Annotated in this window: 20 protein-coding genes and 1 tRNA gene; 2 read left to right on the top strand and 19 right to left on the bottom strand. The window is 38.6% G+C overall.

Annotated features, from left to right (window positions below):
• Positions 1-6: 6 nt before the first annotated feature.
• Complete coding sequence (gene flhB / locus G6W45_RS00960) at positions 7-1,080, top strand: flagellar biosynthesis protein FlhB (protein WP_035167257.1); 1,074 nt, start codon at positions 7-9, stop codon at positions 1,078-1,080.
• A gap of 51 nt (positions 1,081-1,131) precedes the next feature.
• Here flhB and G6W45_RS00955 read toward each other — a convergent pair whose 3' ends face one another.
• From G6W45_RS00955 to G6W45_RS00925, 7 genes are all read right to left on the bottom strand, one after another.
• A complete protein-coding gene (locus G6W45_RS00955; protein WP_072593834.1) occupies positions 1,132-2,799 on the bottom strand; it encodes an anaerobic C4-dicarboxylate transporter in 1,668 nt (555 codons plus the stop codon).
• 334 nt (positions 2,800-3,133) lie between these two features.
• A tRNA-Phe gene (locus tag G6W45_RS00950) sits at positions 3,134-3,209 on the bottom strand.
• Between the two features lie 157 nt (positions 3,210-3,366).
• Positions 3,367-4,056, bottom strand: a complete 690-nt coding sequence (locus G6W45_RS00945; RefSeq protein ID WP_242039018.1) for an energy transducer TonB — start codon at positions 4,054-4,056, stop codon at positions 3,367-3,369.
• Positions 4,057-4,117: 61 nt separating this feature from the next.
• Positions 4,118-4,501, bottom strand: coding sequence for a TonB system transport protein ExbD (gene exbD / locus G6W45_RS00940; protein WP_194167222.1), 384 nt, complete (start codon positions 4,499-4,501; stop codon positions 4,118-4,120).
• Positions 4,488-4,916: a TonB-system energizer ExbB gene (exbB, locus tag G6W45_RS00935; protein WP_194167221.1), complete on the bottom strand. Its 429-nt coding sequence runs from the start codon at positions 4,914-4,916 to the stop codon at positions 4,488-4,490. The genes exbD and exbB overlap by 14 nt, the downstream gene beginning before the upstream one ends.
• A 136-nt stretch (positions 4,917-5,052) precedes the next feature.
• Positions 5,053-5,997: a lipopolysaccharide heptosyltransferase II gene (waaF, locus tag G6W45_RS00930; RefSeq protein ID WP_194167220.1), complete on the bottom strand. Its 945-nt coding sequence runs from the start codon at positions 5,995-5,997 to the stop codon at positions 5,053-5,055.
• Positions 5,994-7,037, bottom strand: coding sequence for a glycosyltransferase family 4 protein (locus G6W45_RS00925; protein ID WP_194167219.1), 1,044 nt, complete (start codon positions 7,035-7,037; stop codon positions 5,994-5,996). The genes waaF and G6W45_RS00925 overlap by 4 nt, the downstream gene beginning before the upstream one ends.
• 119 nt (positions 7,038-7,156) lie before the next feature.
• Between G6W45_RS00925 and polA the strand changes: the two genes are divergently transcribed.
• Positions 7,157-9,793, top strand: a complete 2,637-nt coding sequence (polA, locus tag G6W45_RS00920; protein ID WP_194167218.1) for a DNA polymerase I — start codon at positions 7,157-7,159, stop codon at positions 9,791-9,793.
• Positions 9,794-9,884: 91 nt separating this feature from the next.
• Here polA and G6W45_RS00915 read toward each other — a convergent pair whose 3' ends face one another.
• The 12 genes from G6W45_RS00915 to guaB all read right to left on the bottom strand — a co-directional run bounded on the left by G6W45_RS00915 (position 9,885) and on the right by guaB (position 21,947).
• A complete protein-coding gene (locus tag G6W45_RS00915; RefSeq protein WP_242039017.1) occupies positions 9,885-10,268 on the bottom strand; it encodes a ribosomal maturation YjgA family protein in 384 nt (127 codons plus the stop codon).
• Between the two features lie 379 nt (positions 10,269-10,647).
• Positions 10,648-11,736 carry a succinyl-diaminopimelate desuccinylase gene (gene dapE, locus G6W45_RS00910; protein WP_194167216.1) on the bottom strand — a complete coding sequence of 363 codons (1,089 nt, stop codon included), beginning with the start codon at positions 11,734-11,736 and terminating at the stop codon, positions 10,648-10,650.
• An 8-nt stretch (positions 11,737-11,744) separates the two neighbouring features.
• Entirely contained in the window at positions 11,745-13,658 is a 1,914-nt protein-coding gene (locus tag G6W45_RS00905) for an EAL domain-containing protein (RefSeq protein ID WP_194167215.1), read from the bottom strand.
• A 75-nt stretch (positions 13,659-13,733) separates the two neighbouring features.
• Entirely contained in the window at positions 13,734-15,938 is a 2,205-nt protein-coding gene (locus G6W45_RS00900) for an endonuclease MutS2 (RefSeq protein WP_194167214.1), read from the bottom strand.
• A complete protein-coding gene (locus G6W45_RS00895; protein WP_103580646.1) occupies positions 15,935-16,279 on the bottom strand; it encodes a hypothetical protein in 345 nt (114 codons plus the stop codon). The genes G6W45_RS00900 and G6W45_RS00895 overlap by 4 nt, the downstream gene beginning before the upstream one ends.
• The gene (locus G6W45_RS00890; protein ID WP_194167213.1) at positions 16,273-16,590 is read right to left on the bottom strand and encodes a hypothetical protein; all 318 of its coding nucleotides are present in this window, start codon (positions 16,588-16,590) and stop codon (positions 16,273-16,275) included. Before G6W45_RS00890 ends, G6W45_RS00895 begins: the two co-directional genes overlap by 7 nt.
• Entirely contained in the window at positions 16,590-17,897 is a 1,308-nt protein-coding gene (gene murC, locus G6W45_RS00885) for a UDP-N-acetylmuramate--L-alanine ligase (RefSeq protein ID WP_194167636.1), read from the bottom strand. Before murC ends, G6W45_RS00890 begins: the two co-directional genes overlap by 1 nt.
• 85 nt (positions 17,898-17,982) lie before the next feature.
• On the bottom strand, positions 17,983-18,336 hold the full coding sequence (locus tag G6W45_RS00880) for an MmcQ/YjbR family DNA-binding protein (RefSeq protein ID WP_103619448.1): 354 nt from the start codon (positions 18,334-18,336) through the stop codon (positions 17,983-17,985).
• A 74-nt stretch (positions 18,337-18,410) separates the two neighbouring features.
• The gene (locus G6W45_RS00875; RefSeq protein WP_103619458.1) at positions 18,411-19,205 is read right to left on the bottom strand and encodes a carbon-nitrogen hydrolase family protein; all 795 of its coding nucleotides are present in this window, start codon (positions 19,203-19,205) and stop codon (positions 18,411-18,413) included.
• Positions 19,198-19,389, bottom strand: a complete 192-nt coding sequence (xseB, locus tag G6W45_RS00870; protein WP_194167212.1) for an exodeoxyribonuclease VII small subunit — start codon at positions 19,387-19,389, stop codon at positions 19,198-19,200. The genes G6W45_RS00875 and xseB overlap by 8 nt, the downstream gene beginning before the upstream one ends.
• Positions 19,390-19,392: 3 nt before the next feature.
• Positions 19,393-20,499, bottom strand: coding sequence for a homoserine O-acetyltransferase MetX (gene metX / locus G6W45_RS00865; protein WP_194167211.1), 1,107 nt, complete (start codon positions 20,497-20,499; stop codon positions 19,393-19,395).
• Positions 20,499-21,947, bottom strand: a complete 1,449-nt coding sequence (guaB, locus tag G6W45_RS00860; RefSeq protein ID WP_194167210.1) for an IMP dehydrogenase — start codon at positions 21,945-21,947, stop codon at positions 20,499-20,501. The genes metX and guaB overlap by 1 nt, the downstream gene beginning before the upstream one ends.
• Between the last annotated feature and the right edge of the window lie 4 nt (positions 21,948-21,951).

Below are 21,951 nucleotides of genomic sequence, written 5' to 3'. Positions count from 1 at the left end.
ATAAAGATGGCAGGCGAAGATCAGGAAAAAACCGAAGAAGCGACCCCAAAAAAGATAGAGGATGCCAAAAAGGATGGTAACGTTCCCAAAAGTCAGGATCTAGCCGGGTTCGTGACCCTTGTCATCGCTATTGGTGTACTGCTTGCGATGCTAAATTTTATGAAAGAACAGATCATCTCACTTTATATCTACTACTCAAAATTTATCGGTCAGCCACTTACCTTGCCAACTGTAAAAATGATCGTCGTAAATACCTTTGCAAGGTCGCTTCTTATGATACTTCCAGTTTGTATCTGCGTAGCGATCGCTGGTGTCATTGCAAATGTAATGCAGTTTGGATTTATCTTTACCACAAAACCTATAATGCCAAATTTTGGCAAGATAAACCCGCTAAAAGGGCTAAAAAATTTATTCTCGATGAAAAAAGTGATAGATAGCATTAAAATCGTGCTAAAAGTTAGCATCGTCTTTGGTGTTGGATTTTATTTTTTCTTGCAGTTTATAAAGGAGCTGCCACACACGCTCTTTTTTTCTATGTTTGATCAGCTTGCTTGGCTAAAAGAAAAGCTCATTATCCTAGTTAGCGTTATGCTTTTTATACTTTTCGTGATCGGACTTATCGACCTTCTCATCGTGCGTTTTCAATACTTTAAAGACCTTCGTATGAGCAAGCAAGAGATAAAAGATGAGTATAAGCAAATGGAAGGAGATCCTCAGGTAAAAGGCAGAATTCGTCAAGCGCAAATGCGTGCAGCCAAGCGTCGAATGATGCAAAATATCCCACAAGCTGACGTAGTCATCACAAACCCTACTCACTACGCCGTGGCAATAAGATATGATAAAAGTCGTGACGAAGCACCGATAATACTTGCAAAAGGTGTTGATTTTTTAGCACTGCAAATCAAAAAAATAGCCGTTGAAAATGGTGTGCAAATTTATGAAAATCCACCACTCGCAAGAGAGCTTTATAAAATTTGTGAAGTCGATGATACGATACCGGCACATCTTTTTAGGGCCGTAGCCGAAGTGCTAAGCTTCGTTTATATGAGCAATAAACAAAAATTTAAAGATAAGCTTTGATAAATGCTGCTCTTGCCACTAGAAATTACTAGCAGCAAGAGAATTTATCTATTATAGATATCCAAAAGCAGTTGCAAAAATATAGCCAAATATACAAGAGGATATAACACCAATGAGACCCGGAATGATAAAGCTGTGATTGATAACAAATTTACCAATATGTGTCGTACCGCTTCTATCAAACTGAATAGCTGCAAGGTCGCTTGGATATGTTGGTAGGATGTAGTATCCGTAGCAAGCTGGCGCAAAGGCTAGAATGATAGCAGGATTAACATCGATATTTAATGCTAATGGCACAAACGCAACCAAGGCTGCAGCTTGAGAATTTACAAATTTTGAGATAATCAAAAGCATAACCGCATAAGTCCAAGGGTGCTCTTTTACGATGCTTCCTAGCGCCTCTTTCATCATAGGAGTGTGCACTGCAAACATAGTCTCAGCCATCCAAGAGATACCAAAAACTGCAACAAGAGCGATCATACCTGATCTAAATATCTCGTTTTTGCCGATCTTGCTAGCATCTGTTGGTGTAAAGATTAAGATGATAGCGCCAGTTAAAAGCATGAAAATTTGGATAACATGAACCATGCTTAGGCTCTTTGAAGACGCTTGTTTGTTACTTATATTGATGTAAGCACCTTGGAATTCTTCTTTTGCGCCTTTTTCATTTATGTATGTTACTGCACCATCAGCTGTGCGAGTAAGAGTTTGATTTGCATCTTTGCCGATGATTTTGACTGATTGAGCTTTTTGATTGGCATTTAGCTTATCGTTTGCTACTTTTAGCTCAGCTGCCTCTGTTTGGATGCTAGCGTCTTTTATTTTTAAGGTTTTTAAAACTTTTTGCTCAGTTGGGAGGTTGGCTATTACTTGAACGACTGTTGCGTCTTTGTAAGTAGTCCAGCTTGGACGAAGATCTTTAAAATATCCAAGAAGCGCAACTACAAGGATAGAGCCTAAAAATATCCACATTGCAGCCCATTGATAGCCAGGAAGCTTTTTGCCTAAAAGCGTCGCACTATCACCATAAACATATTTTTTAAACTCAGGATCTTGAAGCTTTGCTTGAAAGACTTCGTCTTTATCAAGATCTTTGCCTCTAAACCAGCTAAAAATTCCTACTGCTAAAACGCCACAAAATGTTGATGGAATCGTAATCTTTAAAAGATCCAAATACCCATCAAAGCCAGCTAGGTGAGTTTTAGCATTAATAAGAAAGCTTGTAAGAGTTACAACAGCAACTGAAACTGGGCTAGCTATGATGCCCATTTGTGAAGCTATTGAGCTTGCTGCCATTGGTCGCTCTGGGCGGATACCATTTTTGATAGCAATGTCATAAACGATAGGAAGCACAGTATAAACAACGTGTCCAGTGCCGCATAAAATAGTAAGCGTACATGTTACAAATGGAGCTAAGATACTTACATATTTTGGATTTTTTCTAAGTATGGTTTCTGCTATTTGAAGCATGACATCAAGACCGCCACTAGCTTGAAGTGTAGCACTTGCCACAACGACAGCAAGGATAGTTAGCATAACATCAATAGCTGGCTTACCAGGCTCGATGTTAAATCCAAAAACAAGAACTATAAGACCGATACCACCTAGCATACCAAGCGCGATACCGCCTTTTTTAGCCCCGTAGAACAAACAGATAAGGACGATGAGAAGCTGGATAGCAAACTGCATGCCTTCACTTAAATTCATGAGAAAATCCATGAAACCTCCTGAGTTAATATAAATTTAACCAAGATTATATCTCTTATGGATTTAGATTAAACTTATATTTTAAGGATAACTTGATATAAATATAATATTTTGATTAAAAAGCTTATTTAGGATAAAAATTTATAAGATTATCTCTTACAAATTTTTTATTTGATCTTGAATATTTTATTTGTCTTAGAATATATAAGATAAAAATAGTATTGTTATATTTTAAATTTATTAATAATAAAAATTTATTTAAATTTTATAAATAACCTAGAAGTCTTGTAAATACGAAATTTAATAGAACTAAGAGAAAAATGATTGATGTTTAAGGAAAGGTTAATGGTGGTTAGAGGCAGAATCGAACTGCCGACACGCAGATTTTCAGTCTGCTGCTCTACCGACTGAGCTATCCAACCACCCGTTAAAGAAAGTCAGATTATACATGTTTAATATTTAAAGCAAGTTTAAAATACACACTTTTTTAAATAAAATAAGCTATGTTTTTCTATTTTGACTTGAAATATAAAAAGAAATTCTAATAAATTACGAGCTTAAGTAAGCTTGTAATTTATTTTAATGTATACGAAACAAAATAGGAAAGCGCAGATAACAATCTTGCTTAGGCTTTGGAAACTCAGAGCTTGCTCTTTGAATATTTTCTAAAGCAGCATTATCAAGCGACTCAAAACCAGAGCTTTTACTAACTTTAAGTTCATCTATGCTGCCGTCTTGCTTGAGTAAAAATCTAACTTCTACAATACCTTGATGCTTCATACGCTTTGCATTATTTGGGTAACTTTTATGCCTCTTAACTGCGATTGTAACCTTCGTAAAATCTTCATCACCTTGCGAATTTGATAAATTTAGCTCAGGTGTTACACTTTGAACTGGAGCTGCAGCAATAGACTTGTTATTGGCTGGTAAATTTGTATTTACACTAGCTGGCGGTACAATAGGCTGCACTGGCTGAGCAATTACCGGTTCAGGCTTAGGCTCTATTTTTTTCTCTTTTTTAGGCTCTACCTTTTTTATTTCACGCTTTGGTTTCTCCACCTTTTTAGGTTCAGGTTTTGGTTCTGGCTTTGGCTCAGGTTTTGGTGGCTCTGGTGGTGGCGGTGGAGCTGGTGGAGTTGGCTCTGGGATAAGCATTTGCTCCGCTATTTGAGGTGCTGAGACTTGTGGCACTGGAGTAAATGAATTAAGAGCTATTTTTATCGGTTTTTGCTCACCTATTTTTATCTCATCAAAATTATGTGAAAGCAAAAAATATACTGCTGCTCCATGCACTATAAGCGAAACAGCTAAGCCACTGTAATTTGAAATTTTATTCAGAGATTGTTTGGATTGCAAAATTTTCGTGGCCCCTCTCTTTTAATATATCAATTACTTTGACAAAGCTATCAAATTTCGAATTTTTATCGCTTTTTAGTTCGATTAATGTCTTTATATCAACCGCATTTAGCTTATCTTTGAGTTCGTTCTCAGAAATTTCTACATCATCTATAAAAAATTTATTATCCTTATCAATTACTACGCTTACCTTTTTATCGTCCTCTTTACTTTGCTCGGCACTGTTTGCGCTTGGAAGATCAATAGCTATCTTACCTTGAGCAATAAAAGTCGAGATGCTAAGCACGATAGCAAGCAAAACAAGCATAATATCAATAAATGGGACAATATTTAACCCATCTTTTTTATTTAGACGCATTTTCAGCCTTGTATCTATTTAGCATTACATCTACTTTTCTAACAAAACCATTGTAAATCATCAAAGTTGGTATCGCCACAAGTAGTCCAAAAGCAGTTGCTTTTAGCGCAAGAGAGAGGCCGACCATTATGCTTTTAGTATCGATTCCGCCTGCCATACCCATATCATAAAATGTGATCATAATGCCAGCAACTGTACCAAGAAGTCCTACATATGGTGCATTTGAGTAGATAATGTAAAGCGCGGTTAAATTTTTGGTTAGTGCCTCTTCAAGCGATTCTATACTTTTATAGCCTTTTATATCAACGCGTGAATAAAAAATAATACGCTCAATCGTATACCAAAGTACAAAAAAACTCATAATGCCTAAAATCGCAATAATTACATGATCAACGTGATGTTTAATTAGCTCCATAATACCTTCTTAGTAAAAATTTTTGCGTGATTATAGCTATATTGATAACCAATGTCAAATTTTTAGTAAAAATGTAATCAAATAAAAACTAAAAATTTTTAATTTTGTATGTATATATTTAATTATGTTTAGAATTTCAAAAATTTAATTTTTTTCTTAGCAGCTCTATTTCAGCAATAACCATTTTTGGCGTAAGCTCCTTCATACAGGCATGTGTCTTTATAGGACACACTCGCTTCATGCATGACATACACTCTAAATTTAAATGCACTATCTTTGCACTCTCATCTTGCCATGGGCTAGTCTCTTTAAATTTAGTCGGTCCAAAAAGAGCCACAAGCGGCACTTTATAAGCAGCTGCGATATGCATAGGACCACTATCGTTTGTCAAAAAGATGCCATTTTTTATAGAACCTATGACCTCGCAAAGCTCTTTTATGCTCGTTTTTCCAGCCAAATTTTCACATTTCATACCATTTTGCAAGAGTATTTGCTCGATTTCATTGCAAATTTCAAGCTCAGCTTTTGAGCCAGTGATCTTTACATCAAATTCATCTTTAAAATGCAATGCAACCTCTGCAAAATAGTGCGGATACCACCTTTTGGCACTTCCATAGCTAGCACCTGGATTTAGTACGAGGAGTTTTTTCTTACTTTTTTTAGCTTCATAATAAATTTTTAGTTCGTTTGAAATTTCTTTTAAATTTAGGCTTTGCTTTATGAAATTTAGATATTTCTGCACCTGATGCAAGCTCTCGCTACTCTTTTTAAAGCAAAATTTTTGTGTTGCTTTTAGAAAAAATAGCAAAAATTTACTAGCAAATGAGCTCCTAAAACTAATAGCGATATCAAATTTTCCAAGCTTGCTAGCTACTTTTATAAGGCTTAAATATCTTGAGCTTTGCTTTTTACTATCGTCAATGACTACTTTTTCACACTTTGGATGTGATTTATAAAGCTCACAGGCCACATAAGAGCCAAAAAATACAATATTTTTAGCATTTTTACTTAAATTTTCTACCGCTGCACTCGCCATCACAGCATCTCCAAGCCAAGTTGGAAGCTCTATAAAAACTCTCACTTTTGCTCCAAATTTAGCACTTCGTTTATGATTTCAAGAGTTTTGCTTGCATTTTCTTCTATACTAAATTTTTGCGAAAGTAAAAATGACTCCTCTTGCAGCTCTCTCATCATGTCATTATCATTAAGCACCTGCTCCACTAGCTCCAGTATACTTTCATCATTTGGTTCACGCATGATAAAACGATTTTCTAAAATTTCAGCTGCCCCATTTTGAGCCGTTGTAAAGACAATATTTTTAAAGCTAAGCGCCTCTAGAACGACATTTGAAAATGGCTCATAGTGTGTTGGAAATATAAAAATATCACTTGCTTCATAAAATTTTGCAGTCATTTTTTGCTCACCTGTAAAAAATGCCTTTATCTTTAGCTTTTTTGCTAGCTTCTTATATGAATTTAAATTTTTATCTTTGCCTACTATTAGCGCATTTACTGGCGTTTTTAGCTTTGAGACAAGAAGCAAAAAGTCCTTTGCCCCTTTTCTTTTAAAGCCATTTCCGACAAAAAGCACAATTGGTAAATTGTAATCGAGTCCAAATTCTTCGCATACGCTAAGTTTTGCTTCACCTTTTTCTACTTTTTGTGGCAAATTTATACCGTTGTAAATGGTAACGATCTTTGACTCATCGACACCGTAAGCTGAGATGATTTGCTCTTTTATATAGTTTGAATTTGCGATTATCTTTTTAGAATTTTTAAAGCAACGTTTTTCTAAATATGGATAGACAAAATTTAGAGGATTAACCCACCAAAATGGCTTTGTGGCACGGTAAATTTTATGCACGCCGTCCCCTGCTCTATAAATATCTGCGCAGCTCACTCGCTCCAAGCTAAAATATACTTCATCGCTTTGCTTCTGGCGTTTTACCTGTGCGTTATATCTCAAAGCCTTTTTCCATGACGAGATCCTAGCCTCTCCTAGATATGAGCGTATAGATGTTTCTATACCTACGTCTTTTAGGGCTTTGGTAAGCCTTCTTAAATAGCGTTCGGCACCACCGACTGCGTTTGGATTGATACGTAAAAAAACTATTTTTTTCATGACCTCAAAGCTTTTTATTTTTGTGATTTTTTATTTGTAATGTCCGCCATAATATCAAAAATTTTTATAAATCAGCCTATTTTTTGCCTAAATTTCATAAAATTACACAAAGGATAAAAATGAAAACACTTACGATTATTGACACTTTTGGTTTCTTTTTTAGGCTCTACTACGCCATGAGCGGACTTAAAAACAGAGAAGGCAAACCAAGCGGAATGATTAGTGGCTTTGCAAATTTTATAGCAAGCCTCAAGGATGAATACCAAAGCGACTATCTCATCTTTGCTCTTGATAGTAAGGGCAAGACCTTACGTCACGAAATTTTAGGTGATTACAAAGCAAACAGAAACGAGCCGCCAGCTCAGCTAAAAGAGCAACTTCCAGTTTGTATAGATATGATAGAAAAAATGGGACTTTACAGCCTTAGTCGCGAGGGCTACGAGGCCGATGACATCATCGCAAGTGCGGTTAAATTTTGCAAAGACAAAGATATATTTGTGCGAATAGTCACCCACGATAAAGACCTTTACCAACTCATAGAAGACGGCAAAGTGAGCATCTACAGCCCGCAAAGCAAGATCGATCATGATAGTGCAAGCTGCTTTGAAAAGTATGGAGTTTATCCAGCGCAGGTCAGGGACTTTCTAGCGATCGCAGGCGATAGCTCGGACAACATCCCAGGCGTCAAAGGTATCGGCGCAGTTGGGGCTAAGAAGCTTTTGGCTGAGTATGGAAGCTTAGAGGGAATTTATGAAAATTTAGCCCTTCTTAGAAACGAGCGCACTAAAAATATGCTTGCTGCCGCAAAAGAAGAAGCATTTTTGAGCAAAAAACTAGCCACTTTATTTGATGACGCAGTTAGTTCATTTGATCTTGAACACTCTAAATTTCCAGAGCAAAATCCCCTGATAAATATCTCAGAAATTTTAAAAGAGTACGATCTAAACAGACTTCTTAAGAGCTTGCAAAAAGAAGAAAATGCTGAATTTAAGCTTGGCTTTAGAGCAAATTTACTCCTTGATGAGGCTAGCATTGAAAAACTCTTATCAAACGTCACACCAGAGACCATCGTTGCCTTTGACACCGAGACCACGGGCGTTGATAGCAGGAGCGCAAAGATCGTTGGATTTAGCTTTTGCTTTAACGATGAGGACGCCTACTACGTGCCGGTAGCTCACAACTACCTTGGTGTGCCGCAGCAAATCAGCCTAAAATTTGCCACTTGGGCGATAGGGCAAATTTACAAAGGTTGCGTGATCGGGCAAAATTTGAAATACGACTTTGAGATCGTAAAAAACAATCTTGGTCTTAATCCCCCAGCAAATTTTAAAGACACGATGATACTTGCGTGGCTTAGCGACCCAAACTCAAGTGTCGGCATGGATGCGCTGGCAAAAAGGCTTTATGACTACGACACGATAAAATTTGAAGACGTTGTCAAAAAAGGCCAAACTTTTGGCGATGTGCCACTAGAAAATGCCGCTAAATACGCGAGCGAGGATGCTTGGATAACGCTTAAATTTTATAAAACTTTTTTAAACACGCTTGATAAAAATTTACTAGCCCTTGCCGATACACACGAGTTTCCTTTCATCCTCACGCTCTTTGACATGGAGCAAAACGGCATCAAGATAAATGAAGCCAAAATGCAAAAACTCATCCTCGAAAACGACACCAAATTAAAGGCGCTAACAAGTGAAATTTACGAGCTAAGCGGCGAAAATTTCAACATAAACTCAGTAAAACAGCTTGGCGTCATACTTTTTGAGCACCTAAAGCTTCCAACCAAAAAGAAGACAAAAACAGGATATAGCACCGATGAGAGCGTGCTAGCTGAGCTTACGGACGCTCATCCAGTGATAGAGAAAATTTTAGCTTACCGCGAGCTATATAAACTGCAAAGCACCTACTGCGAGCCGCTTTTAGCGCTTGCGAAAAAGGACGAGGGCTCACGAATTTACACGAGCTTTTTACAAACTGGCACGAGTACTGGCAGGCTTTCAAGTAAAAATCCAAATTTGCAAAACATCCCAGCTCGTGGCAGCCTCGCAAAGGATGTCAGAGAGTGCTTTGAGGCACGCGAAGGCTATAGTTTTGTGGGGCTTGACTACAGCCAGATCGAGCTTAGACTGCTAGCTCACTTTAGCCGTGATCCTGCGCTTCTTGAGGCGTTTAAAAATGACGAGGATATCCACGCAAGGACAGCTATTAGCATATTTGGTAGCAGTGACGGGCAAAATAGAGCCGTGGCAAAGAGTATAAATTTTGGCCTCATTTATGGCATGGGCTCAAGCAAGCTGGCAAATCAAGTAAATATCACAAGAGCTGAGGCAAAAGAGTATATAGAGCGCTATTTTAAGGCATTTGAGACGATCAAAGAGTTTTTAGAGGGGATAAAAATTTCAGCTAAAAATGATGGCTTTGTGCAGACGCTACTTGGCAGAAGGCGCTACTTTGACTTTAAAAGTGCTACACCTATGCAAATAGCTATGTTTGAGCGCGAGGCGGTAAATACGGTCTTTCAAGGCTCCGCAGCAGATCTAGTCAAGATGGCTATGGTAAAAGTTAGAGCAAATTTAGATGAAAATGCAAAAATGCTACTTCAGATCCACGATGAGCTGATCTTTGAAGTAAAAGACGAGTTTGCGCAAGAATTTGGCAAGGCGACGCAAAAGACGATGGAGGAAATTTACACGCTAAATGTGCCACTTAAAACATCACTAAATATCGCTAAAAACTGGGGTGAGCTAAAATAGATAGATAAATTTTGCTGGAGCTTTTAAGATGATTAGTTCCTACTTTACACTTAAAAATAAAGTTGTAATTTATCACTATATCTTTGGACTTTTATACTTTTTGCAGAAAGCAAATGACATCAATCAAATAAGCCAGCAAGCAGCCCAACGCGTAACATACGATGTCGCTAACGTCAAATGTTCCGCCAAAGACTATGCGTATTATTAAATTATGAATATCTAAAATTTCAAGTACTTTAAAGTATTGTAAAATTTCTATAGATAGCGAGAAGATAAATATTTCAAATGCTAAAATTTTTGGTGCAGTTTTAAATATAGCTCGTCCAAATGCGTAAAGCATCACCGTAACTAGCACATCACCCAAATAATGTCGCACGAAGCCACCTTTAACAAAAGTTGCGATATAAATTTCGATTGCTAAAATCACGACTGCTACGACTAAAAAGAGCAATCTAGCTCGCAAGCTATGTCTCATTTTCTCGTATTGAAAAGATTTGTATATTTTTCGTTTTACTTGCATTTTTTTATTTATTTGAAATTTTACTTTTTTATAAATTAGAAATGATATCCATACCATCTTTAAAGCCAGGATTATACTGGATATATTTTTCGCCCACAAACGTATTTATAACTTCCATCTTGTACTCGTTAAAAAGAGTATTTCATTAGGTTTTACTTGAAATTGCCAAAACCCGGTTACTTCATGAATTATAATAGATAATAGCAATATTGCCAAATAAAGAAAATTTCTTATTTTTAAAATTCTTTGACAAAAATATCAATCAAAATAGCTTTTGAAAATATTTTTTAGACAATTAATAAATTTTTGGTTTAAAAATAATGAAATTTATGGATTAAAATTTTTCTATCAAATCTTTAAAAATTTCATAAAGTTTATTTACTTCGTAGGTGCTAACTCGTTCGTTTTTGGCGTGTATACGATCGTTTATCACGCCAAATTCTATCGCATCTACGCCAAATTCAGCAAAGTGCCTTGCATCGCTCGTGCCGCCCTTTGTATTTAGAACCGGTGTAACGCCTGTGAACTTTGTGATAGAAGCCATTAAATTTTTTACGATTTTGCTATCTTTATTTGTTAAAAATCTCTTTGAGCTTTGCTTTATACTAAGCTCGTAATCAAGCCCTTTTAAGACCTCTCTAAGATAGCTCTCAACATCATTTATGTCAGTTAAATTTGAGTTTCTCACATTAAACATTATGCTAAGCTCGCTTGGCGTGACGTTGCAAACTTGCATGCCGCCTCTAATATCAGTTACCACGATCTTGCTTGGACTAAAAAACTCGCTTCCAGCGTCCATATCGTGATCAGCTATCTTATTTAAAAGTGGAGCTATTAAATTTACCGGATTTATGCACTTTTCAGGATATGCCACGTGTCCTTGAATGCCCTTTATCACGATCTTGCCATTTATTGAGCCACGTCTGCCGACCTTTATGCTATCGCCAAATTCTTTATCGCAAGTTGGTTCAGCCACTACGCAAAATTTCGGCAAATCATTTATTTCGCGTAAATATTCAAGTGCTAAAGGCGTACCATATGTGCCATCGCCCTCTTCGTCACTTGTTAATATGAGGCTTAGCTTCCCATCAAATTTCGCATCTTTAGCAGCACAAACAAAAGTAGCCACGCCACTTTTCATATCCTGTGCGCCTCTTGCATAGATGTAGCCATCTTTTTCTAGTGGAGTAAATGGCTCACTATCCCAGCCCTCACCTGGAGGCACGACATCAACGTGTCCAGCAAAAGCTAGATGCTCGCCATCACCATAAATTTTAGAGAGTATGAGATTTTTGGTGCCGTTTTTTTCTATAAATTTTGCCTCAAAATCAGGCAAAAATCTAGCGATAAATTCTAAGCTTCCAGCATCATTAGGTGTGATAGAGCGAAAGCTTAAAAGCTCTTTTAAAAAGCTAATTACCACTAAGTGCCTTATGAGCCGGCACGCTCTGGTGCACCAAAATAAAAGCCCTGGAACTCATCTACGCCGATCTCTTTACAGATTTCAAATATCTCTTTTGAATGCACATATTCAGCAATAGTTTTTATACCAAGGTCTTTTGCAAATGCCACGATCGCACTTGCGATAGAGTGTGAATCTTTATTTATGTCTATATCTTTTATAATAGAGCCATCGATCTTCACGTAGTCAGGCTTGATCTTTATAATGTAAGAAAAATTTGAATATCCTGAGCCAAAATCATCGATAGCGATCTTTGCGCCCATGCTTTTTACACGCTCGATAAAATTTGAAACTCTCTCTAAATTTTTAAGCTCTTCATCTTCAACGATCTCAAATACTACTCTACCAGCAACATTGTGCTTGTTCAATAGATTTAAAACAAGTGAACTAACATCACCATCGATCATATCTCTACTACTTAAATTTATAGAAAGTACTAAATTCTTATCCTCTACAAGCTGCTTAAAACACTTTTTAATTAGTTGCTTCTCAAGATCAGCATAACGCTTAATACGCTTTGAGATATCCAAAAAGACATTTGGTGATATAACATCGCCTCTATCTAAAAGTCTTATCAAGCATTCGTATTTTACAGGTACCTTTTGGTCATTAACTATCGGCTGAAAATAAGGAACAATATTGTTGTTTATAGTAGCGTATTGTATCAGTTTAGAGCGTTCTATTTGAGTTGCGTATTCCTCTTTTTGATTTAGCCCTTTAAAATAGCAAACATAGTCTTTATCTTGCTCTTTTGCCGTTTTTAACGCTATTGTTGCTTTTCTTAGTGTTTGGTCACTATCAAGAGCAAAGCCTATTGTACTATGTATCTCGATACCTTCTATCTCCCTACCATCTTCATCGACTATACTTAGCATACGACCTTTAAAAATTTCTATCAAATCTTCAACCATATCTTCATATCTATCGATAAAGCTATCGCTATCTTCTACCAGAGCAAACCTATCTGCTTCTATACAGTAAGCCTTCATATTCTCATCTTTGGCAAATTCACTGATCAAATCAGCCATCTTTACCAAAATCTGATCACATGCAAATTTACCGTAAAAGTCATTCATCTTGCCAAAATCGTCAATATCTATAAGCACTACTTTAGGATTTTCATAGCTATTAATATCACGCACCAATGCTGTTTTATTTAAAAGTCCAGTCATTGGATCGATATAAAGCTTTTCTCCAAGCTCTTCTATCTGTTTTTTAGCATCTGTTTTTAATTCATTATAGTTATTTTTTTCTTTTATATATTTAACCGCGTACCATATACAAGTAGACAAAGCAACTATTGCGCCAACGAAGCTTAAGATAAATGTTAAAGCCATATTGTTTAAAAGCCACTCAAAAAAGTACTCATCATGCGTGCCAGTAATACGCTGATCGACCTTTCCTTTAAAGCCTAATATATACTCTCCGACCGGCACAAACATACAAACTTGAGCAGCATTTTCTGGCAAAATTTTTGCCCAAAAATAATCTTTTTGGAAATTATGAGCAAAGATGTTTCCACAGCTTTTGTCGTTAAATTCTTGATTTATTATTCTTTTATCTGAAGACGCTACGACCTTGTATCCATTTTTATTATCATCCTTTAATAAAAGAACATCACCCATAGCACTATCATTAATGTAAGATTGGAAATTTGCGACATCATATTTGCTGACATTTTTGAAATAATCAACATATTGATATGTCAAATAATCAACTTTCTTTCGAAGATTAAAACCATTTTCAGCAGAAGCATTATTAAATTTAAAATAAAAAACTGCCAGGTTTTCGACTAAAAAAATACTTCCCAAAACAAACACTAAACCTATAATCGTTTTAGTGATGTTTAGATTTTTACCCGTTTGCTCGTCCTTGTTACTCAAAAGTTACTTCCCTTATTTTGTGTACTTGCCCTGATTATATCAACCTTAAAATAAATTTTAACTTTTAGGAAGAAGTTAAAGCCTGACTATTTTAGCTCCATATCCGCCTTGATTTGCCGGTGCATCAAAAAACTCTTTCACGCTTGGATGCTCTTTTAAGAAATTTCTAACAGCAAAGGCGAGCTTGCCAGTGCCGATGCCGTGAAATACGCTAACCTCGTCAAATCCCATAACAAGACTATCTGAGATAAATCTATCAAGTTTTGCTATCGCCTCGTCAGCTCTCATGCCATGCAGATCAAGCGAGAGCGAGGCCGTTTTTGGCTTATCTACGCTTAAACTTACGCCACCTTTTTTAGGCAAAATAATTTCATTGCCATTTTTTCTTAAAAGCTCTATTGGCACGCGTAAATTTATACCATTTGACTCGATCATCGCGTCATTTTTTGAGATACTTAAAACCGTGCCTTTTATGTTTTCATACTTCACTCTATCGCCTACTTTTAGGCTCTCGTGCTCAGTTTTTTTAGGTTTAACTATAGCAGCCTTTTTCTCATTTGCCACGTTTAGCGCTCTTTGTTTGTCTTTTATATCCTTGAAATTTATAACCGCTTTTGCCGCATTTATCGCTTCATAATACTCTTTTTCTAGGCGTGAAATAGTCGCATTTAGCTTGATCTCATTTTTCTCTTTTAGCTCTTTTTGCTCCTCAAGCAAGCGCTCAAGCCGCTCCTCTTTTGCCGTGACCTCTTTTATGCCCTCATCAAGCTTGGTTTGTAAATTTAGCGTCTTTGTGATGATCTCGTTTAAATTCTCTTTATCTTCACCGTAAATTTTCTTTGCCTGAGCCACTAAATTTTGAGATATGCCGTATCTTGCCGCCGTTTCAAAGGCATAAGACTTACCGATCGTGCCCTTTAAAAACTCAAATTTAGGCCTTTGAGCCGCCTCGTCGTAAAGTGCCGCCACTAGCTCAACCTCTGGGTTTTTAGCTAGCAGCATCGCAAGGCGTTTGTGGTGGGTCGTGATGATCATTTTGATATCTTGAGTAATGAGTCGCTCTATCATGACGCCATACAAGCTCGCAGCCTCCTCAAAGTCGGTGCCAAGCTCGATCTCGTCGATGCCTATGATGATCGATTTTTTAGTAAAAAGCCTTGCAAAATGCACCATCCTGCCAGCAAAGGTCGAGATGTCGTTTTTCACACTTTGCGGATCTTCTATAATCGCGTCAAATTCTTTAAAAGAGCCGATGCTTGAGCGGTTTGCGTCGATACGCATAGGCAGCAGATACTTTGCAAGTAGCGTGGCCGAGATGATAGATTTTAAAAGCATCGACTTACCGCCAGCGTTTACGCCGGTTATTAAAAGCACCTTTTTGCTAAAGTCCACACTCACGCTTTTTGGATTTTTTAGCGCTGGATGGGCAAATTTCTCAAGTTTGATAACGTGCGAGCTGTTTGGCAAAACAAACTCATAGTCGCGCGATCTAGCTAAATTTACACGCGCTTGATATGCGTCAAACTGATCAAAAGCGTTATTTATAAATTTCAAAAAGAGTAGGCTCTTGCTCATCTGCAGGCTAAATTTCTTGCAGTGCTCAAAAATGATCTCCTCTTTTCTATCAAGTAGCTCGCTTTGCTCCTTTTTTAGGCGCTCGGTGCTTGTAGGAGCGACGTAGAAGTAGCCGCCTGAGCTTCTAGCGATCACGGTGCCTTTTAGGGCGTGATTAAAGCCGCCACGCACCAAAAGTGCCTCTTGCGAGTTGATGTAGTGCGTCTGGGTATCGACTAGATAGGGCGTGATGTGCTTTGAATAGATGAGCTTTTTAAGCTCAGCGTCGATCTGACGTTTTTTCTCGCTAAATGCCTGTTTTATCGCCTGAAATCTCTCATCCACGCTGTCGCTAAACTCGCCGTTTTCATCAAAGCTGTTTGCCATCTGGCTCATCGCTTCAGGGATTTCGACTTTAGCGATCCACTCGCCAAGCCTGCCTTCAAATTTTTGCTTTTTTAGATATGAAAAATACTTAATAATCTTTGCAAACTCGTAAATTTCGCTGATGTGAAGCACTGCTTGCTTGCTAAGTCTAATTAGCGCATCATCAAGCTCTTTTATCTCGTCAGGCGCCTTAAAATCATACTTTGAAAGCTCACTAATGTTTTCAAAGTGGATTTTGCTGTCGCCTTGTAAAAATAGCGGTTTTTGCCTTGCTAAAAAGGAGTTAAATTTATCCAGATACTCGCCTAGATCTAGCTTTAAAAATATCTCTTCAGTCATTGCTCACAACTTTTTATCGGCACGATGACGCCTGAGAGATCGCTAAATTCTCTTTTAGCTAAAAATGACGCCGTGCCAAATTCATAGTTAAATTTCTCCGCACTCACGTTGTATTCGCCACATTTTAGTGTTTTGCCCTGTTTAAAATCGCTAACTAGCTTTGAGATGGCATCCTCATTTTTTGATAAATTCTCTTCGTAAAAATAGACGCAAATAAGGATCGCTACAAGCACCGCGCTAACGAGCGCTTTTATGCCTTTGCTGATCTTTTCATCTTTTATCGCCCAGATCGCTCCAAAAAGTACGATCAAGCCAGCGATTAGGATCAAATTTCTTACCATTTTACGCCCTTATATTTTGCGATGAGCTCTTTGTAAAGCTCAAAATGAGGATTGATCTTGTCTAAAATTTCAGCCTTAACCTCACTGATATCTTGTTTTTCAACTAGCAAGCAAACAGCCATATACGGGGCATTCGGTAACATATCTTTTATCTGGGCGCTACTTAGCTTTTGCTCCCTTGCAAGCGCGATCAAGATATCTTTTTTACCTAAATTTATAAGGCTTGAAATTTCTTCTTCACTAAGCTCTTTTTCTTTTATCTCTTTTAAAATTTCATTTTCATCTTGAAGCTTGAAAGTGCTTAGATCCATTAATATCCGCCCCTTAGCTGTACGCTGATATCGCCCGCTCCAAAGCCAACTACGATGCCGTCACTTAGGCGGTTTTTTACGCCAAATTCATCTGTAAATTCAATCCCCTCTTCAACCCTTTCGACCTTATCAGTAAAGATTGGGTTATACTCGCTAAACTCGCTCTTCATATCAACTTCGATCGGATTTTCTCCAGCTGCATAAACTGGCAAGATGACAAGCTCATCAACACCCTTAAAGCACTCTTTAAAGCCAGGTAAATTTGTGCTAAGTCTTGTGTAGCGGTGTGGCTGAAATATCGCTGTGACGCTGTTTATGCCTAAAATTTTGGCGTATTCAAAGACTGATTTTAGTGTTGCTTTTATCTCGGTTGGATGGTGCGCGTAGTCATCTATTAGGACGAAATTTTTGTTTGCGCTAAGTATGTCAAAACGCTTTTTGATGCCTTTAAAATTTAGTAAATTTTCTCTGATGTCTTTTAGCGGCGTCTCGTGCATCGCAGCAAGGATAGCTAAAGATGCGTCTATGGCGATGTGCTCGCCCATGCCAAAGGCTTCAAATTTGCCTAAATTTTTAAGATTAAAGCTGGTGTATGGCTGATAGTCTCTTACCACCATCGTAAGCTCCGTGATGTCGGTGCTTGGATAAAGCCTGATCGCATCAAGCTTAAGCGTACTTAAAAACTCGTCCTCAGCGTTTATCACCCTAACTCTCGCGCGCTCCAAAAAGCCCTTGTAGGCTGCGTAAAATTTAGCTAGATCGTAGTCGTAATGCTCCATGTGCTCTGGCTCTGCATTTGTGACGATGGCTAGATATGGGTTTGAGTTTAGAAAGCTTGAGTCGCTCTCATCCGCCTCAAATACGACGTTATCGCTTTTGGCGTAGCGCATATTTGAGCCAAACTGCTTTGAGATGGCGCCGATGATGACTGAACCCTCAATAAGACTTGCTAGCATCGCTGAAGTCGTGCTCTTGCCATGTGCGCCAGCTACTGCAAAGACGCACTTATCTTCAAGCACATAAGGCAAAATTTCTTTTCTTGAAAAGCACTTTATGCCCTTTCGTCTGGCCTCCACTAGCTCGATGTTGTCCTCTTTTATCGCAGCCGAATAGACTACGAAGTCTTGGTCTTTTATCGCCTCTTTACAGTGCGGTGTGATGACCTCAATGCCTTCATTTTGAAGCTCAAGAGTCGTCTTGCTCTCTTTGATGTCACTACCACTTATCTTGTGGCCTTTTTCGTGTAAAAATCTAGCGATGGCTGAGATACCGATGCCGCCGATGCCTATGAAATGGACTTTTTTGATCTCATTGTTTAGCTCTTGCAAATTTTATCCTTAAGTTTTTCGTGATTTTAACAAAAACTACTAAATTTAAGCCTGAAAATGGCTTTTATTTGCTTAAGCTAAAGCTCTCGTCTATCAGGTCAAAAACTGTTTTTTGTGAGATTTTTGAGTTTAAATTTACGCTTATCCAGTGCTTTTTATTCATGTGATAGGCTTTAAAAATTTGCTGCTCATCAACTAGCACCATGGCTAGATCAGGGCTGCATTTTAGATTTAAAACCTCGGTCATCTCGTCACTTTTAAGACCTAGCTTGCTAGCGCTTATCTCCATAAGCAGTGCAAACCACTTCTCATTTTTCTTGTGACGAAAGGCACTAAATTTTGGATATCTTGGGAAAATTTGCTCACCTAAAACGTCAAATTTCTCTTTTATATATCTCTCAACGTCACTTCGTTTCAAATTTCACTCCAAAATTCCTTTAAAGAGCGCTCATTCTTGCTAAGCTCGCTTTTCCGTCCAGTTACGGCCTTATTTTATCTTTTAAATTTCGCCTCTATCTGCATAAAACCCCAAGTGTTTCTAGCCTCGCTAAGCTCCTTTTTGCTAAGCTCATCTATCATCATCTCTTCATTTTTACCAAGCCTATTTTTAACTTCACCAAACGGATTAATAAGCATCGAATCGCCATAAAAACTCCACTGCTCGTCGTCACTTTTGTGGCTTCCTACACGGTTTACGCGCAGCACGTAGACGTTATTTGTAAAGGCTCTAACCTTTAAAAGCTCCTCCCAGCGCGCCTGAGAAAAAAATGTACAAGCTGTTGGCACGAGCACTATATCAACCTTCTTAGCGCTCATATAGGCCCAGCACACATCAAAGTGCGCCTCGAAGCCAAACATGACGCCAACTTTAAATTTATCATAGGTAAAGACAGGCAAATTTAGCTCATCGCTTGTGTTATTAAAGAATTTCACCTCGTTCCAGTGAGCGTAAGGCATGAGAATTTGCTGATCATATAGCTTTACTTGTGTTGGGGTAAATTTGGCTAGACTTTTAAAAATTTCCTTGCCTTTTAGATTTACAATGGGTGCAACAATATTTAGATCATACTTTTTTGCCATTGCAAAAAGAGCCTCTTTTTTGCGCTCACTTTGCTCTTTTATAAGGCTTTTTGGCATGCTAATGAGCTCTTTAAAAAAGCTATTTAGCACATATTCACCAAGCACAACAAGTCTTGCGTTTTCGTCCGCACAAATTTTTAGATAATAATCAAGCCTTGCCTCACTTAAAGGCTGCGTTGGTAGCTGAAGAGCACAAATTCTACTCATTATCCACCTGCTTTATGCTAAGTTTTGCGTTTTCTAAAATTTCTCTTGCCTCATTTAGTAGCTTTTTGCCCTGTTCGTGCAGCTTTATGCTATTTTCTAAGCTCACATCATCTTTGTTTAGATCGTTTAAAATTTTATCTGCTAGAGCTAATTTTTCTTCAAAGCTTTGCTCTTTTTGCTCCATTCTCTATCCTTTTAATATATTTTTTATATATCCATCAAATTTTTCTATCTCGACCAAAAAGGCGTCGTGCCCGTAGTTGCTATCTATCTCTATAAAATTTGTCTTTGTACCTCTGCCCATCTCGCAAAGTGCGTCATAAATTTCTCTCATGCAGCTTGGCGGAAAGAGTAGATCGCCTTTGAAAGCGATTAGATGCAGATTTGCTTTGATCGGCGCAAGGGCGTCTTTTAGGCTATCGTAGTGCCTTGTGCAGTCAAAGATATTCATCATCTTTACGATATATAGGTAGCTTAGCGGGTCAAACCTCTTTGGGAAGTTGTAGCCGTTATACTCCATGTAGCGATCGACCTGAAAATGTCCAAAAAGATCGTAAAGGCCGTCGGTTTCGACGTAGTTGCGTCCAAATTTTTTATCCATGCTATCAGGGCTTAAAAAGCTGATATGCCCTGCCATCCTGCCGTAAGCCATACCTTTTAGCCCATTTTTTCTTATAAATTCTGCGTCATATTCGCCGTTTTTGAAATTTTCATCATTTAAAATGGCTTCGATGGCGATTTTATTAAACGCTATCGCCCAAGGCTTAGTCTGATAGGTGCTTGCAAGCATTATGATATCTTGCGCAAATTCTGGAAACTCGATAGCATAGCAAAGTGCCTGCATACCGCCAAGACTGCCACCTATCACAGCTCTTGCCCTCGTGATGCCAAGCTCGCTAAATAGCCTCATCTGCGCCTTTACCACATCACTTATAGCAAGGACTGGGAAATTTAGCCTATACTCTTTGCCGCTACTTCGATCAACGCTTAGCGGCGAGGTCGAGCCAAAACACGAGCCTAAGATATTTACGCAAATAACGTAAAATTTATCCGTATCAACCGCTTTTTTGCTGCCTATTAGCCCGTCCCACCAGCCAGCTTTCTCATCGCCTGCGTAGGTGCCAGCTGCGTGGTGTGAGCCTGTTAGTGCGTGGCAGATCACGATAACGTTGCTTTTATCAGCATTTAGCGTGCCGTAAGTCTCATAAATAAGCTTAAAATTTGATAGTATACGGCCACTCTCAAGATAGAGTGGCTCGTTAAATTTAATAGTTCTAGTTTGCAGGTCTAACACTAATTAACTTTGTAGTTTGGTGCCTCGTGAGTGATAACTACGTCGTGGACGTGGCTCTCTTTTAGTCCTGCGCTTGTTATCTCAACAAATTCAGCTCTTTCTTGAAGAGTTGGGATATCTTTTGCACCGACATAGCCCATAGCGCTTCTTAGGCCGCCTATTAACTGATGGATCACATCTTTTATGCTACCAGCAAATGGCACACGGCCTTCGATGCCCTCAGGCACAAGCTTGTCTTGAGCGGTGCCCTCTTGGAAGTAGCGGTCCGAGCTGCCCTTTGTCATAGCGCCTATTGAGCCCATACCGCGATATACTTTATACTGGCGACCTTGGAATGTTATAAGCTCGCCCGGGCTCTCTTCGCAACCTGCAAGCAAGCTACCAGCCATAACGCAAGCTGCCCCTGCTGCAAGGGCTTTTGCCACGTCGCCTGAGTATTTTAGTCCGCCGTCAGCGATAACTGGGATGCCGTATTTTGCTGCTTCGCTTGCGCAGTCGTCAATAGCTGAAATTTGAGGCACGCCAACGCCAGCAACGATCCTTGTGGTACAAATAGAACCTGGTCCGATGCCCACTTTTATGCCATCAGCTCCTGCTTTTGCTAGGTCTTTTACAGCCGCTGGGTTTGCGATATTGCCAGCTACGACATCGACATTAAAATTTGCCTTTACCTCTTTTAAAGTATCAATAATACCCTTTGAGTGGCCGTGAGCTGAGTCGATGACGATGACATCTACGCCAGCATCAACTAGCGCTTTAGCACGCTCTATCTGACCAACACCGATAGCCGCAGCCACGCGAAGTCTGCCGTAGCTGTCTTTGTTTGCATTTGGATACTCTTTACGTTTTTTTAGATCTTTTATAGTGATAAGACCGTCAAGCTTGCCGTCTTTATCGACGATAGGTAGTTTTTCAACTCTATTTTGAGAGAAAATTTTCTCCGCATCATCAAGCGTGCAGCCCTTTGGTGCAGTGATAAGCGGTGCTTTTGTCATGCGGTCTTTTACCAAAGTGCTCATATTTGTCTCAAATCTCAAATCGCGGTTTGTTAAAATTCCTATTAGTTTGCGGTCTTTGTCGATGACTGGAACGCCTGAAATATGAAGATCTGACATAAGGCTTAGAGCTTCGGCCACGGTTGCTTCTGGATTTATAAAGATAGGATCGATGATGACGCCACTTTCGCTTTTTTTGACGCGTTTGACCTCTTTTGCTTGGCTTTCGACGTCCATATTTTTGTGGATGACGCCGATACCGCCGAGCCTTGCCATCATGATAGCAGTTCTATGCTCAGTCACCGTATCCATCGCAGCAGAGACGATCGGGATATTTAGCGTTACATTTTTGCTGATCCTGGTTTTTACATCAACTTGCTTTGGCAAAATTTCAGAGTATTGCGGTACAAGAAGCACATCCTCAAATGTTAAAGCTCTCTTTACTATCTTCATATTT

Source organism: Campylobacter concisus, from assembly GCF_015229955.1.
Lineage (GTDB): Bacteria > Campylobacterota > Campylobacteria > Campylobacterales > Campylobacteraceae > Campylobacter_A > Campylobacter_A concisus_AT.
Note: the sequence above shows the minus strand (reverse complement) of the source record. Positions and strands in the feature narration are given on the sequence as shown.

Bases quoted from the DNA above. Each gene is read 5' to 3' on its own strand.
- G6W45_RS00890 (WP_194167213.1), bottom strand. From the start codon at position 16,590: ATGGATCTAAGCACTTTCAAGCTTCAAGATGAAAATGAAATTTTAAAA.
- guaB (WP_194167210.1), bottom strand. From the start codon at position 21,947: ATGAAGATAGTAAAGAGAGCTTTAACATTTGAGGATGTGCTTCTTGTA.
- G6W45_RS00925 (WP_194167219.1), bottom strand. From the start codon at position 7,037: ATGAAAAAAATAGTTTTTTTACGTATCAATCCAAACGCAGTCGGTGGT.
- xseB (WP_194167212.1), bottom strand. From the start codon at position 19,389: ATGGAGCAAAAAGAGCAAAGCTTTGAAGAAAAATTAGCTCTAGCAGAT.
- exbD (WP_194167222.1), bottom strand. From the start codon at position 4,501: ATGCGTCTAAATAAAAAAGATGGGTTAAATATTGTCCCATTTATTGAT.
- G6W45_RS00895 (WP_103580646.1), bottom strand. From the start codon at position 16,279: ATGGTAAGAAATTTGATCCTAATCGCTGGCTTGATCGTACTTTTTGGA.
- polA (WP_194167218.1), top strand. From the start codon at position 7,157: ATGAAAACACTTACGATTATTGACACTTTTGGTTTCTTTTTTAGGCTC.
- G6W45_RS00875 (WP_103619458.1), bottom strand. From the start codon at position 19,205: ATGAGTAGAATTTGTGCTCTTCAGCTACCAACGCAGCCTTTAAGTGAG.
- exbB (WP_194167221.1), bottom strand. From the start codon at position 4,916: ATGGAGCTAATTAAACATCACGTTGATCATGTAATTATTGCGATTTTA.
- G6W45_RS00955 (WP_072593834.1), bottom strand. From the start codon at position 2,799: ATGGATTTTCTCATGAATTTAAGTGAAGGCATGCAGTTTGCTATCCAG.
- G6W45_RS00915 (WP_242039017.1), bottom strand. From the start codon at position 10,268: ATGAGACATAGCTTGCGAGCTAGATTGCTCTTTTTAGTCGTAGCAGTC.
- flhB (WP_035167257.1), top strand. From the start codon at position 7: ATGGCAGGCGAAGATCAGGAAAAAACCGAAGAAGCGACCCCAAAAAAG.
- G6W45_RS00900 (WP_194167214.1), bottom strand. From the start codon at position 15,938: ATGACTGAAGAGATATTTTTAAAGCTAGATCTAGGCGAGTATCTGGAT.